The 13973-nt window shown below is 49.7% G+C and carries 12 protein-coding genes and 1 pseudogene; 5 read left to right on the top strand and 8 right to left on the bottom strand.

From position 1 onward, the window contains the following. Positions 1-240: 240 nt before the first annotated feature. The 4 genes and pseudogenes from O3681_RS01740 to O3681_RS01725 all read left to right on the top strand — a co-directional run bounded on the left by O3681_RS01740 (position 241) and on the right by O3681_RS01725 (position 4738). Positions 241-2275 (top strand): annotated as a pseudogene (locus O3681_RS01740) (TonB-dependent receptor). A 96-nt stretch (positions 2276-2371) separates the two neighbouring features. After that, complete coding sequence (locus O3681_RS01735; protein WP_107723187.1) at positions 2372-2770, top strand: extensin; 399 nt, start codon at positions 2372-2374, stop codon at positions 2768-2770. A 100-nt stretch (positions 2771-2870) separates the two neighbouring features. Then, positions 2871-4106 (top strand): MFS transporter, encoded by a 1236-nt coding sequence (locus O3681_RS01730; RefSeq protein WP_371459132.1) that lies wholly within the window; start codon positions 2871-2873, stop codon positions 4104-4106. A gap of 143 nt (positions 4107-4249) precedes the next feature. Further along, positions 4250-4738 (top strand): DUF456 domain-containing protein, encoded by a 489-nt coding sequence (locus O3681_RS01725; protein ID WP_049333782.1) that lies wholly within the window; start codon positions 4250-4252, stop codon positions 4736-4738. Between the two features lie 60 nt (positions 4739-4798). Here O3681_RS01725 and O3681_RS01720 read toward each other — a convergent pair whose 3' ends face one another. The 6 genes from O3681_RS01720 to O3681_RS01695 form a co-directional block, all read right to left on the bottom strand. Continuing rightward, a complete protein-coding gene (locus O3681_RS01720; RefSeq protein ID WP_371459131.1) occupies positions 4799-5458 on the bottom strand; it encodes a UPF0149 family protein in 660 nt (219 codons plus the stop codon). Positions 5459-5492: 34 nt separating this feature from the next. Beyond that, positions 5493-6284, bottom strand: a complete 792-nt coding sequence (locus tag O3681_RS01715) for an RNA methyltransferase (protein ID WP_107723658.1) — start codon at positions 6282-6284, stop codon at positions 5493-5495. 118 nt (positions 6285-6402) lie between these two features. Further along, entirely contained in the window at positions 6403-6951 is a 549-nt protein-coding gene (locus O3681_RS01710; protein WP_371459130.1) for an RseA family anti-sigma factor, read from the bottom strand. Between the two features lie 5 nt (positions 6952-6956). Beyond that, positions 6957-7556, bottom strand: a complete 600-nt coding sequence (gene rpoE, locus O3681_RS01705; protein ID WP_004519728.1) for an RNA polymerase sigma factor RpoE — start codon at positions 7554-7556, stop codon at positions 6957-6959. 210 nt (positions 7557-7766) lie between these two features. Next, on the bottom strand, positions 7767-9101 hold the full coding sequence (gene tilS / locus O3681_RS01700) for a tRNA lysidine(34) synthetase TilS (RefSeq protein WP_371459129.1): 1335 nt from the start codon (positions 9099-9101) through the stop codon (positions 7767-7769). Between the two features lie 88 nt (positions 9102-9189). Then, positions 9190-10149, bottom strand: coding sequence for an acetyl-CoA carboxylase carboxyltransferase subunit alpha (locus O3681_RS01695; protein WP_049333774.1), 960 nt, complete (start codon positions 10147-10149; stop codon positions 9190-9192). A gap of 204 nt (positions 10150-10353) precedes the next feature. Between O3681_RS01695 and O3681_RS01690 the strand changes: the two genes are divergently transcribed. Further along, a complete protein-coding gene (locus tag O3681_RS01690) occupies positions 10354-10755 on the top strand; it encodes an RNA-binding S4 domain-containing protein (protein WP_003679090.1) in 402 nt (133 codons plus the stop codon). A gap of 94 nt (positions 10756-10849) precedes the next feature. Here the strand turns inward: O3681_RS01690 and O3681_RS01685 are convergent, their stop codons facing one another. Together O3681_RS01685 and recD are read right to left on the bottom strand one after the other, a co-directional pair. Next, positions 10850-11968 carry a hypothetical protein gene (locus O3681_RS01685; RefSeq protein ID WP_371459128.1) on the bottom strand — a complete coding sequence of 373 codons (1119 nt, stop codon included), beginning with the start codon at positions 11966-11968 and terminating at the stop codon, positions 10850-10852. A gap of 176 nt (positions 11969-12144) precedes the next feature. Beyond that, positions 12145-13908 carry an exodeoxyribonuclease V subunit alpha gene (gene recD / locus O3681_RS01680; RefSeq protein ID WP_371459127.1) on the bottom strand — a complete coding sequence of 588 codons (1764 nt, stop codon included), beginning with the start codon at positions 13906-13908 and terminating at the stop codon, positions 12145-12147. Positions 13909-13973: the final 65 nt, after the last annotated feature.

Raw genomic sequence — 13973 nt, 5'->3', positions numbered from 1 at the left:
TCTGCCTCCTCCAACCTTCTCCCCAAAATAGGAGAGGGATTTTTTTTGGTCGATTCACAAGATAAGAGGGAAGTAAAGTGAATGATAAACACTTGCATTCCTGTTTCTTATTTCTTATACTTTACATTAATAGTTTATTTTATGTAAATGTGTAAACACAAATATTTGCATACTGACGGAGCAATTGGATTACCTGATGTTCAATCCACCCCGTCGTATGCCGTCTGAAAGGATAAGGAAATGCAGAAACACACCCTCCGCCGCCTCCCCCTATTGATTGCCGCCGCTTTCGCCTCCGAATGGATTTATGCCGCCGATGCGGTACAAGATGCGGAACAAGTGCAGTTGGAAGAAGTCGTCGTCACCGGCGAACGCACCAACCGCAGCGGCTTTGAAACTGCCACGTCCAACCGCGTTTTCACCACGCCGAATATCGACCGCAGCGGCCACAATCTTTCCGTAACCGACCTACTCAAACAGACCGTGAACACGGTGGACTTGGGCAGCGGTAACGATTTACCGACCGTGCGCGGCGTGGACGGCTCCGGCCCCGCCGTCGGCGCGGTGGCGTTTTTTGCGGGCACGCGGCCGCGCCTGAACCTGTCCATAGACGGCCGCTCCGCCACTTACAATGAATACGCCTTCGGCACGCAGTCGCTGTGGGATATGCAGCAAGTGGAAGTCTTGCGCGGGCCGCAAAGCCATGTGCGCGGGCAGAACGCGGTGGCGGGCGCGGTGGTGATGCGATCCAAAGACCCGACCGACGAATGGGAAGGCGCGCTGCGCTTGGGTTTGGGCAACCAGAAAACGCGCAACATCGCCGGCGTAGTGTCCGGTCCGATTGTGAAAAACAACCTTGCCTTCCGCTTGAGCGCGGAACGGCAGCAGCGCGAAAGCTATGAGCCGTTCGTGTCCTATGAGCCGACCGGCAACCCGCGCCGCGTGGAAAACAACAACGTGCGCTTCAAACTCCTGCTCACGCCCGAAAACCATCCCGATTTTTACAGCCGCCTGACACTGAACCATATCCGTTCGCGCGCTCCGCAAAACGAAATCATGGGCAACACCGCCAGCCGCCGTTTTTTAAAAGAAAAACCCGTGTTCGTAACCGGCTCGACATCAGGCATCTGGGACGTATCGTGGCAGCTTAACGACTATCTAAAACTGGAAAACAAACTGGTTTACGGCCGCTACCACAACGAGCGGCTGCACCTGCCGATGACCGTCAGCCCGCAAGGCGTACCCGCCGAACTCAAAGGCCGCGAACTGCAATGGGAGCCGGTATTGCATTTTTCAAACAAAGGCCGTCTGAAAGGCCTTGCCGGGCTGCACTACTTCCGCAGCAAACAAGACGAATGGGTGGATATCCGCAGCGTCGGCGGCCGCAATACCTTTGACGACCGCAACAGCGTGCGCGCCCTGTTTGCCGAAACCACATACAGCCCCAGCGAAAAATGGGACATCACGGCCGCCGCCCGCATTGAAAAAGAAACGCACAAACGAAGCGGCGGTAGCGGCGCACTGCACCTTGATTTAGACAAAGGCCAGACCGTGTTCCTGCCCAAAATCGATATCGCCTTCAAACCCACCCAGCGGCATCAAAGCCGCGCGCGGCTACAACCCCGGCGGCGCGGGCATCACCTTCGGCCGCCCCGTCGTAACCTACACTTATGAACCCGAATATGTGAACAACTACGAGTGGTACACCCGCTGGTGCAGCGCAGACCGCCGCCTGCAACTCTCCGGCAACCTGTTTCTGAACCACTACCGCGACATGCAGCTTCCCTTCTATCTTGGCACCAACTCCGTCGTCATCCGCAACGCCAAAAAAGTTCATACCTACGGCGCGGAACTCGCCGCCGACTGGCAGGCGACCGACAGCCTGAAACTCACCACCGGACTGGGACTGCTCAACACCAAAATCAAAAGCTATCCCGACAGCGGCATCGAAGGCAACAAACTCGGCCGCGCGCCCAAATACACCGCCAACATCGGCGTGAAATACCTGAACGACAAAGGCTGGGAAGCCGGCGGCGACGTGCGCTTCTACGGCGGCTACTACTCCGCTGCCGACAATGCCGAATCAGGCAAAATCAGCGCATACAACCAAGTCAACCTCTACACCGCCTACAACTTCAAACAAGGCCGCGTCTCGCTCTACGCCGACAACGTGTTCAACCGCCGCCAACCCATATTCATTTCCAGCGCCGACCGCCAAGACGCGCTCTACCAACGCCCCAGAAGCGTAGGCGTGAGCGCGGAATGGAAGTTTTAAATGAAGCTGAAATGATGGAGGCCGTCTGAAAAAACATAGGTTGGACATTTATGCCCGACCTACCGTTTATTCCTCCAAAACACCCAAAGGAATCCCATGCACTACTTCACCCCCGCCAAAACCCTGCCCGAAGGCACCATCTACCTGACCGACCTGACCCACGTCGCCGACTTCGCCGACTGGCTGGCCGAATTCGAAACCCTGTTAAGCCAAAACTGCCGCTTCGCCACCGTCTGCACCCCGATGCGGCGGCAGGTGAGCGATGAACAGCGCATTGCCGATCGCAAAACCTACATCGAATGGATAAAGGCACATCGGCCGCAACTGTCCGAACGCTGCGCCGCCATGCTCCTTATCGAACCCAACGTGGCGCAGCTGGCGTTCTTCCGCGAACAATCGTCCAAACTCGGCCCCGCGCTGGGCGTGAACTACATCGTCGAAGCAGATGAAACAACCGCCCTGTTTCGCGCAGAAGAAGCATTGAAGGCCGTCTGAAAAGATACTAAACCTATTTAAATACAAATCAAGTATTGCCACCCAATATGTTCAGACGGCCTTGTCCCTTTATTTGCCTCATCTTCAAAAGAATCATGTGATGTCCGACAATCAGACTTCTCCAAACTCACGCGACTGGCTGCTGCTTATCGGCGGCAGCACTTACAAATTCACGCTAACCGGTTTTTATCTGGTCGCGCTGGTCGCTATTTTGAAAAATCACGGTTACAGCCTGAACCAACTGAGCTGGATTCATTTAATCGGCAGTATCGAAGCAGCGAAGGTATTGTTTGCCGCACTGATGGAGCGGCGGCCGGCGGGGCGGTTCGGGCGGTTTCGCAGCTGGCTGCTGGCGGCGACGCTGGGGCTTTCGGCAGTGTTCGGGCTGATGGCCTGTACCGACATAACGCAGAACTTCGCGCTGCTTTTGACCTGCTGCGTACTGCTCTCGGCGATGTCGGCGGTGTACGGCTGCGCGATGCTGGGTTTGTCGTGCATCGTCCTGCCGCACCGCGAACGCGGTTTCGGCGGCGTGATTCAGACGATGGCGGCGCGCGGTGGCAAGATGATCGGCGGTGCGCTGGTATTGTGGCTGTATCAGGAATACGGACAGACGGCGGCGGCCGGCTTTATGCTGGCGTTCAGCTTGCTGATGCTGCTGCAACTCTTGTACTACCGCGAGTCGGACAGCCCGACGGCGCAAGGCGGTTTGACGGCGTTAGCGGGGCGGCTGATTTCCTTTTGGCGGCAGCCTGAAACGGGCTGGCGGTGGCTGGTTTTGCTGTTTGCCGTTGCCGCACCATATGCGTTTATGGCGGCAACCTTTGTGCCCAAACTGGCAGATTTGGGCTTCAACCCGAAGCAGACGGGCGGGATTTTGGCGGTAGGTATTCCTGTTGCCTGCCTGATTGTAACGCCGCTGTCGGGCTGGTTTGCGCGCAATTATCCGCGCCGCAAACTCGTGTTCCTACTCTACGTGCTGCAACTGCCGCTTTTGGTGTCCATGACTGCCATCGATACGCTCGCCCGCGTCCACTCTTGGCTGCCCCCCGCGCAAATCATCGCCCTGAGCCTGAGCTACACGCTGCTGCTGCCGGTGATACTGGCGTTGGTGATGGACAAATCCGACCGCGCCACCGCCGTACTCGACAGCAGCCTGCAATTTTCCGTCGTCCTGCTCGGCAGTTACGCGGCCGGTTTTGCCGCCCTACGGCTGGCAAAGTCTATTGGTTATACAGATGCGTATTGGGTTGCAGTGTACTTGGCCGTATTGGTAGGCCTGCTTTTATATTTGAATAGAAATTTATTCAATCATTCGGATCGTGATTCACAATAATTCGCTTAGATATTTATTCATCGATTTTAATTGAGCGCGCCTCCGGATAATTTTTCATTTTATTGCACAATCTCTCATGAAAATATAACAAAACGTGCCCATAATACTGCCGTTATTACACTCTTAAATTCAAAAGGAACCTCATGACTGCTGTTCTCATCGTTCTCGGCTTGATCGCCATTGTTGTCGGTATTTTAGGCACTATTTATCCTGCCTTGCCCGGATTGGGTTTGATGTTTGGTGGTGCATGGCTGTTGGGTTATGCCGGCGATTATCAAGTGTTTGGCTCGGGTACGCTGACATTTTTGGCCATCGTTGCCGTATTCGGTACTGCGATGGACTATGTGGCGGGTGCGTTGGGTGCAAAATATACCGGCGCAAGTAAAACCGCGGTTTGGGGGGCATTTATCGGCGGCATCGTCGGCGCATTCTTCTCCATTCCCGGCTTGTTGCTCGGCCCGTTGACCGGTGCGGCCATCGGCGAATTTATCGCACGCAAAGACACTTGGCAGGCAGGCAAAGTCGGTATCGGTACGTTTATCGGCTTCATCATCGGCACAGTAGCCAAAATCGGCTGTGCCTTGACCATTGCACTGACCATCCTGTTTGTTTGGTTGGCCTCGTTGTTCTAAGACAAAACATTAAAGGCCGTCTGAATTTCAAGCATTCAGACGGCCTTTTTATTTCGCTATTTATTTACCGCAACAGGCTTTGTATTTTTTACCGCTGCCACAAGGGCAAGGATCGTTGCGCCCCACTTTTTCGCCTTCACGGCGTACGGTTTGAGGTTTATTGATGATGGCCTGCCAATACCAGTAAATATCAAGCAGGACATGCGGCAAATCAGATTCCAGCTGGGTCAACTCTTTTTCATTCAGATGTAAAATAACTTCGCCGTTTTCCTCTTCGTCGTAGATGCCCCCCAAAGCCATGATCGGATAGAACAAATCTTCAAACTCTTCCTGATCGACTGCTTCAAACCAATCGGTAGGCACAATATCCAATGCGTAAAGGTAGGCGTTACACCAAGTGTAAAAATCCGGATTGCCGGCTTCATCTTCATAAAACCACAAATCAGGCAGAATTTTTTCGTTGAGCTTCATGCGCATATCGGCGGCCATTGCCATCACCAAACGCTCGATTTCAGTGCGCTCTTTGGCATCAAACAAAGATTCTTCACCTAAAATCTCAGGCAGCCAGTTGGTCGGATTCAAAGCATCCGGACCGCTCAATAAAGCCATCATAAAACCTTGAACTTCATCACAACGCATGGTGTTGTGGGCTTCGGATTTGGCATCCAACAATTCCATCAAGCGGCTGCGTGCCGCTTCATCAAAAGTCAGTATTTGCATTTTTGTTCCTTAAAATAAAATCGTATTATTGTTTTCAGACGGCCTGAGCATGGATACGCTGCCGCATTTGTTCAAACAGACAAACCGTTGCTGCCATCGCGACATTCAGGGATTCGGTTTGCCCCAACATGGGAATTTTGACACAGGCATCGGCCTTCTCTTTTACCCTTTCGCTCACGCCGCTGCCTTCGTTGCCAAATACCCAAGCACAAGGTTGACTGAGGTTCATTTCATACAAACCGATATTGCGCCCGCCCAAGGCGGTTGCCCAAATTTGATGCTGATACGTTTCTATCCAAGCGGATAATTCCACTCGGCTGAAAATAGACAGCAGAAAATGCGCGCCCATCCCCGCTCGTAACACTTTAGGCGACCAGATATCCACGGAATCATTGCCGCACACAATTTGCTTGACTCCTGCCGCCGCCGCGCTGCGCAAAATTGTGCCTGCATTACCGGGGTCTTGTACCCGCTCCAATACCACACAATCGCCGTCTGAAGGTAAACCTGCCTGCTGCGGAATATCAATCCAAGTCATCACATCATCGGCATCGGTCAGGCTGGTGATTTTAGACAGTGCTTCGTTACCAACCCAAGTAATCAATCCCTCATCCAACTGCGCCGTCATGTCTTGAATTTCAGGATGTTGCTGTTTCTTTTCAGGCAGATAAACCTGTTTGGGCGTACCGCCGCTTTGCAAATAAGTTTGCAGCAGATGTACGCCTTCCAATACGGTTTCACCGCTTTCACGCCTTGCTTTGGCCTGCGTCAGCAGACGGAATAAATGTTTGAGCTGTTCGTTTTGAGCAGAGGTAATCAATTTCATGGAGCGCATTATAACTGTTTTGACTTCGTTGAAGCTATGCTTTCAGACGGCCTGACGGTTTTGCTACGAAAATAAAAAACCCTTGCAATGAAGCAAGGGTTTCACATAATTTCATTTTTTACTGTACAACAGTCTGCTGCTCATTTTGCTGCTCGGTACGGACAGTCGGACGGTTTTCAAGTTTACCGTCTTTTGCCGCATTCGGCACAACAGTCTCGCCAGGCTCTGAAGCTGCTTTATCACTAGGTGTACCGCTCACTGGAATGATATTTTGGGCAGGCTGAGTAATAGACTTCTCTGCAACCGGCAGAGTGTCACGAGAAGTTTGCGGCGTAAACTGCCATGCCGTCACAGCAATGGCACACACGCTGGCAACGGCTGCGAAGAATTTGAAGAAGCCGCTATTGGCCGCTTCACGCTGAGCATATTTTTCCTGTTTGCCTTCAGCTTCGGCTTGAGGCACTGTAAATGCTTTGCTTTGCATGCTTTCATCAGCCACCTTTACCGCCGCGCCCTGACGGATACAGTCGCCGATAATGTGGTACTCATGCCAAGCGCGCATGGCTTCTTCGTCTGCCAATACGGCATCCAGCATCTCATCAGTCAATGCTTCACCGTCCATCAATGCAGACACATACTCCAATGCTTTATTTGTTTTTTCGTTCATTTTTATTACCACCTTTGATCTTCAGAAGTATCCAACAGCGGCCGCAAATCTTTTGCAATCAGTTCACGCGCTCTGAAAATACGCGAACGTACAGTACCTATCGGACAATCCACTACCCGAGCTATTTCTTCATAAGACAAGCCATCCATTTCCCTAAGCGTAATGGCTTGACGCATATCGTCTGGCAGTTGCGCAATGCTTGCTTCGACGGTCTGCAAGATTTCCCGATTCATCATTTCAGCTTCCGGCGTATGGTAATCCGCAATCTGATCGGTTAAATCAAGAACATCTCCCTCCTCATTGGCTGCTTCCGAGCTGACAAAAAACTGGCGACCCGAAGTGGTCAGAAAATTCTTTGCCGTATTGATACCGATACGGTACAGCCACGTATAAAATGCACTCTCACCTCGAAAATTAACCAGCGCACGATAAGCCCTAATCATTGCCTCTTGGGTTACATCGTGCACTTCATGCTCATCCTGAATAAAACGGGAAATCAGTCTGTTTAGCCGACGCTGATACTTGGACATCAGCATCTCGAATGCCTTATGGTCACCTTTCTGCGCGCGCTCCACCAAAACTTGATCTATTTGGCGATCGTTCATACCCAACCTTTAATCGTTTTACTGCTTTAAACCAAAAAATAGTAAAGCGTGCTGTGCACAATAAAGACAGCATCGCTTTGAAATAGTTCCACAAGATTACATTTAATCGCAAAAGTTTATTCGTGCAGATGCTCTAACATAAGCTGTATTGCTTATTATATATACACTTAGCACAAGTAGTTAAATTACTAATACTTACTAAATTTACAGTTAGTCTCTTTGCTTTTCTGCTATATATTTGACCAACTTTTCATGAACAGGCAGATAGCCTTCCCCTATTTGAACATCGCTTCCCACCCGAAGATTAACAACAGCAAGGCACTTGTTGCCCATACTTAGGATAATCGGCCAATATTTACGGACGAGTGGCACAATATGACACTCTTGCAATAGTTTTTCGACTGATTTTTCCCTCTGTCCCGACTGAATCACATCACTTTTGGCCACACTTCTAAGTACCGCCGGCTTCTCCAACTCCTCTTCCGACAAACCTCCCTTAAACGGTAATAAAACAAAACTATTTTCGAGCAAAATATCTTTCAGACGGCCTTGAACTTCCCTGCCATTACACCAAGGCAGTTTTTGAAACTCACTTTCCTGACAAACAAACAGCTTGTCCCGATATGCGACCAGTTCTCCGTCTGACAAATTCAACTGCGCCTGATCTGCGGTTTCCAATACTCGGGCAAAATCGGCAATACTGTGATAAGACGGCAATGATTCCGTTTGCTTTCGCAAAAAATACCAAAGCAGCCGACGACGCAAAAGCGGCGTACATTGCCGCCACAGACTGATGCTGAATATTCCATTTGGACTGATGCGCTGGTATTCAGACTCAATCAATTCATCTAAAAGCTGCAAATCTTCCTGCAATAATCGAACATTGGCACAAATTTGCTGCTCAAAATTCGGAATACGCTGCTGCCATTGCGGCAAAGCCTGATTTCTCATCCAATTGCGTAAATAGCCGGAGTCTTCATTACTCTCGTCTTCAACAAAAGACAATCCCCATTGTTGCGCATACTCAGCCAATTCCTGACGGGAAAATGCCAAAAGCGGCCGCCAGATTTGGATCGCTTCATTTAAATCACGCCACACCGGCATGGCCGCCATACCGCGCAATCCGCCCCCACGTACAGCCGACAGCATAAATGTTTCGATTTGATCATTGCGGTGATGAGCCAAAACAATAATTTTCTTCAGACCGTCTGAAAATGCCTGATATCGGGCTGCCCTAGCCGCCGCCTCCAAACCTTTTCCTTGTTTTTCCACATTAACACGGCACACCCGCAAGGCAACACTCAGACGCTGACAATAATCCTGACAAAACTTAGCCCAATTGTCGGCATTGGTACTTAAACCATGATGAACATGGAGGGCACGCAAATCAAAATGGCGAAATTCGCGCATCCGATGCAAAAAATGCAATAGGACGACAGAATCCAATCCGCCACTCAAGCCAACTTCAACAACAGTATGGCTCGGCAAATCAGGAAAAGCTGCTTGAAAACTTTTAAATAGGGAATCAGGGGATAGTTGCGACATTTCAGACGGCCTGAAATTGTGAATTACTCAAAAATTGAACACAAAAAAAGCAAGCAGCGACATCTGCTTGCTTTTTCAACAGTCAAACTTATTTATCGGTAAATTTACCGTAAGCCATAATGCGGTCGAAACGGCGGGAAAGCAAGTCAGGCATGGTCATGCTTTGCGCTTCGCTTAATTGCTGTTCCAAAACGGTTTTAACGTTTTTCATCGTGGTTTCAAAATCACGGTGTGCGCCGCCCAAAGGCTCATCAATCACTTTATCGATGACGTCCAATTCTTGCAGGCGTTTGGCGGTAATACCCAATGCTTGCGCGGCATCTGCTGCTTTTTCAGCAGTTTTCCAAAGAATAGAGGCACAACCTTCGGGAGAAATCACAGAATAAGTCGAGTATTGCAGCATATTGACGTAGTCGCCGACAGCCACTGCCAACGCGCCACCCGAACCGCCTTCGCCAATAATGGTGCACAATACCGGCACATGCAGGCGGGTCAGTTCGTATAAATTACGGCCGATGGCTTCAGACTGGCCGCGTTCTTCCGCGCCAATGCCAGGATACGCACCCGGGGTATCGACAAAGGTCATGACCGGAATATTGAATTTTTCGGCAGTCTGCATCAAGCGCAGTGCTTTACGGTAACCCTCAGGACGCGGCATACCGAAATTACGGCGGATTTTTTCTTTGGTATCGCGGCCTTTTTGATGACCGATAACCATCACGCTTTGGCCGTTGAAACGCGCCAAACCGCCGACAATGGCATGATCGTCAGAATAATGGCGGTCGCCGTGCAACTCTTCAAAATCAGTAAAAATACCGTTGATGTAGTCCAAAGTATAAGGACGTTGCGGATGGCGGGACACTTGTGAAATTTGAGCCGGAGTCAGCTTGCTGAAAATCGACTTGGTCAACTCGCTGCTTTTCTTTTGCAGTCTGGCAATCTCGTCGGAAATATCAACGGCAGATTCATCTTGTACGAATCGCAACTCGTCGATTTTATTGGTTAATTCGGCGATGGGTTGTTCGAAGTCCAAAAAAACGGGTTTCATAAAACAAAGCTCTCGGTAACGGTTGCTGACATGATACGCTAATCAGACGTATTTGACAGCATTTCTCAAAGGGAAACTACCATCTTTTGCAATAAAAAATCTTTCAGACGGCCTTTAACAAAGAAATAGTATATCTGCACTAAACGAATGAAGTGCCGTATCTTATGATAAACTTCAATTCAGTTCAATCATTTCAAACAGGCTATGAAAAACGATCATGACAATTCGTCCATGCGCTTGGACAAATGGCTGTGGGCCGCGCGCTTTTTCAAGACCCGCGCGCTGGCACAAAAACATATTGAGCTGGGCAGGGTTTTGGTAAACGGCTCAAAGGTGAAAAACAGCAAAAATATCTCTGCCGGCGACACCATCGACATGACTTTGAACTCCCTACCCTACAAATTCAAAGTTGCCGCGCTCAATCATCAACGCCGCCCGGCACCGGAAGCGCGTTTACTCTACGAAGAAGACATGAAAACGGCTGCCGAACGCGAAGCTCAAAAACAGCTCGACCAGGCCAGCCGCATCAGTGCCGCTTATCCGGACGGACGCCCAACCAAACGCGACCGCCGCCAGCTTGACCGTATGAAGCGCGATAGCTGGTAAAACGTTTCATCCATTGTTTCAGACGGCCCTATATCCATGCCGTCTGAAAACCAAAAACAGGCAGAACATCCTGCCTGTTTTTTATTTGTGATGATTAAAATTTATATTCTAACTGACCACGAATAACGTTTACGTCCTGCTTATCTGTGCCGACGGTAGGCGTAACCTGTTTGCCGGCCAAATAGAAGCCTTTGAGTTTCCAGTTTTTCCAAGGAATATAGGTCGCACCGATTTGCACGCCTTGTACGTTTTTGCTGTAATCCTCAACAGAAGAGACACCGGACAATGAACCGACACGGCGGTAGTTCAAGAATACATCGTAAGAATTGCGGACGTTCCAGTCGGCCAATTTATAGCGTACTTCAGTGAACACGCCATCATTTTTAATTTTTTGTCCGGCATCATTATAGGCTTTGATATTGGACTTGCTGACTGCAGCCATCCAATGCCAATCATCATTAAACTTGATGTCCGTACCGATTTCTCCGAAGACCGCATTTTTCTTCGCACCGCGTACATCGATGTCTTTCATGTAGCTGACTGTTGCGCCGACGTTAATATTCTCATTTACAGGCAACACGCTTTGAACTGCGGCAAAATGTCTGCGGCGGCCGCCAATGCCCCATGCGTTGTCGTTCAGATTGCCAGTACGGCGGCCCGCATAGATTTTGGTAGGCAGGGTTTTATTGTCGAAGAAGATTTCACCACCAGTTACTTCGGTATCCCATACGCGGCCGTATGAAGAGAACGCACCAAATTTACCGACACGCGCTTTAATGTTGTTGTACAAAGTGCCTTCGGCATACAACTTATTCACCGGCACATCATGATCACCGTTGAACTTACCGGTTTCCAAATCGATATTCGGCTCGATTTGGGCAACCAATTTCCAGTCTTTGTACAGTTTCGCGCGTAACCAAAACTCCGCATTAAAGTTGGCATTGGTATCTTCAGGCGTCGGATTAATGCCGCTGTTGTTGGCATTGATGTCTTTGGTATCCGCACGTACGCGCAAGCCACCATTTACAGTCAACAAATCATTGAAAATGCTGATTTTATCGTCATCTTTGCGAATGATACTGCCGGAATTGACGTAATCGTTGGTCGTGGCCAAAGCCGCCGCATCACGTCCGCCATCAGCATTTTCTGCCAAAGAATAAGACGATGAAGCCAATAAAATATAGGTTGCAATCAGTTTGGTTTGAAATTTCATGCCGACTCTCCAAAAGAAGGTATTGAAAGTGAAGTATTCGATAAAGCGTACAAATTATGAATTTTGTATAAATTATTCATTTTATTTACTAATTATTTTTATCGTATGTAAATTAGTGTAATCAGTCAAGCAGATTTAAACGCTTTATCCTCTTTCAGACGGCCTCTTGATTCAAGTCAAACAGAATCCTGCTCATCAAGCTGTTCAAACTGCCATTCCAAGGCATCGGCCAATGCCGTCCTGCGTTTTTGATGGCATCCCACAGCCTGACATAATTCCTCCGCATTTCCCCAAAACACAAAACGTTCACGCGCACGGGTAATGGCTGTGTAAAGCAGAGCCTTATCCAAACCTCGGGCTTCTTCTTCGCTTTCCGTCGTTGCAGGCACTGACGGGGGCAACAGCCATACTTCCCGATATTCCGAACCTTGGCTCTTATGCACCGTCATGGCAAAAGCCGATTCAAAATCGGGCAAACGGCTGATGGCAATTTTTTTGAATCCATCTTTCTCAGGAAAATAGGCAGACAAGCCATTCAACGATTCTTCATCTTTCATAATCAGACCGATGTCGCCGTTAAACACTTCCAGCATGTAATCATTGTGCGTAATCATGATGATTTGTCCGGCAAACCAAGGCGTTTCGCCCGAAACTTTTCCTTGTCGTTGCAGGTATTCTTGATAAGCCTGATTCAAATCATCGGCATCCTGCCGCCAAGCCGCCAAAACCACCACATCGGCCGCATGACCATAGGCGAGTGCAACATTATTCTCTGCCACAGCCTGCCAATAATCCTGTTGCTTTTGATACAGCAAGGCGACCTGCTCTTTCAGACGGCCTGATTTCATTTCCAATTCTTTGGGGAACTTATCAAACTGTTCGACCGCAGTTTGCTTTTCCCCGGACACCACCGCCCTTGCCAAACAGCCGATACCGCTGTCTGCACCAAAACGGTGGCTGAACGTCAATTTGGCATTGTTTTGTGATAAAGCTTGTGGCCGCTCTTTAATCTCAAAGCCATGATTGGGCAGGTACACTTCCAGCTTTTCAGCGGTTTCTTTATCCAAAGCCGTCGGACGCGATAATGCTGCCAACACGGCTCCCAAGCCAACCGACGGCAACTGGTTTTCATCGCCAAGCAATACCAAACGACAGCCGGTCGGCGCGGCGCGTAATAAATCCAACACCAGCGGCAAATCCAACATCGACGCCTCATCCACCACCAAAACATCCAAAGCAAGCGGATATTCATGATTGAACGCAGGGCGCATTTGCGGCGGCCGCAGTTTCAACAAACGATGGACAGTCTGCCCTTCCAAGTTTTCCAAATGCGCTTTGACGCTCGGAGACAAATTAAAACCGTCCAAAGCACGCTGCAAAGCCCGTGCCATATGCGCAGCCGCTTTGCCCGTCGGTGCCGCCAACGCGATACGGGGCAGCTTCGTACTGTTATTGCAAATCAGACCTAAAAGCTTTGCGACGGTCGTCGTCTTACCCGTACCCGGCCCACCGGTAATCAGCATAAAGTTTTGCAGCAAGGCCAAAGCCGCAGCATCCCGTTGCTCTTTGCTATCTTTAGTATCAAACCAGTCGCTCAGGCTTTTTGAAGCCGCCATGAAATTCACTTCTTCCGCCTCGGCACTTGCCAGCCGTTTGATTTCAACAGCCAAATCATGCTCCAACTGCCACATCCGCCCTAAAAACAATTTCCGGTCTTGCAGGATAAGTGGTTTATCCGCATTACCGACCAAATTCGGCAAGTTGCTTAAGGCATCAACATCCGCTTTATCCAAGTAAATAAACGAATGCCCGTTTTGCAAGGCTGCAAACAGTCGAACCACATAAGGCTCAATAACGGATGCACCCTGTACTTCGTGGCGGCGGAAAAACGCTATGGCCGCATCTGCGGCAGAGGAAAGGATAGAGTCGGTCGGATTCATAGCTCAGGATTGATTGATACGGAAAAAAGAAAGGCCGTCTGAAAAACAGCGTTTCCATAAATGAA

It is taken from the genome of Neisseria sp. 27098_8_158 (genome assembly GCF_041433145.1).
GTDB classification, from domain to species: Bacteria; Pseudomonadota; Gammaproteobacteria; order Burkholderiales; family Neisseriaceae; genus Neisseria; species Neisseria subflava_E.
The sequence above is the reverse complement of the archived record's forward strand: the minus strand, read 5'-3'. Positions and strand labels throughout refer to the sequence as shown.

Coding starts and splice junctions, on each gene's coding strand:
- rpoE (WP_004519728.1), bottom strand. CDS start 7,556: ATGAACGATCGCCAAATAGATCAAGTTTTGGTGGAGCGCGCGCAGAAA.
- O3681_RS01720 (WP_371459131.1), bottom strand. CDS start 5,458: ATGCAAATACTGACTTTTGATGAAGCGGCACGCAGCCGCTTGATGGAA.
- O3681_RS01690 (WP_003679090.1), top strand. CDS start 10,354: ATGAAAAACGATCATGACAATTCGTCCATGCGCTTGGACAAATGGCTG.
- O3681_RS01715 (WP_107723658.1), bottom strand. CDS start 6,284: ATGAAATTGATTACCTCTGCTCAAAACGAACAGCTCAAACATTTATTC.
- O3681_RS01730 (WP_371459132.1), top strand. CDS start 2,871: ATGTCCGACAATCAGACTTCTCCAAACTCACGCGACTGGCTGCTGCTT.
- O3681_RS01725 (WP_049333782.1), top strand. CDS start 4,250: ATGACTGCTGTTCTCATCGTTCTCGGCTTGATCGCCATTGTTGTCGGT.
- O3681_RS01685 (WP_371459128.1), bottom strand. CDS start 11,968: ATGAAATTTCAAACCAAACTGATTGCAACCTATATTTTATTGGCTTCA.
- O3681_RS01735 (WP_107723187.1), top strand. CDS start 2,372: ATGCACTACTTCACCCCCGCCAAAACCCTGCCCGAAGGCACCATCTAC.
- O3681_RS01695 (WP_049333774.1), bottom strand. CDS start 10,149: ATGAAACCCGTTTTTTTGGACTTCGAACAACCCATCGCCGAATTAACC.
- recD (WP_371459127.1), bottom strand. CDS start 13,908: ATGAATCCGACCGACTCTATCCTTTCCTCTGCCGCAGATGCGGCCATA.
- tilS (WP_371459129.1), bottom strand. CDS start 9,101: ATGTCGCAACTATCCCCTGATTCCCTATTTAAAAGTTTTCAAGCAGCT.
- O3681_RS01710 (WP_371459130.1), bottom strand. CDS start 6,951: ATGAACGAAAAAACAAATAAAGCATTGGAGTATGTGTCTGCATTGATG.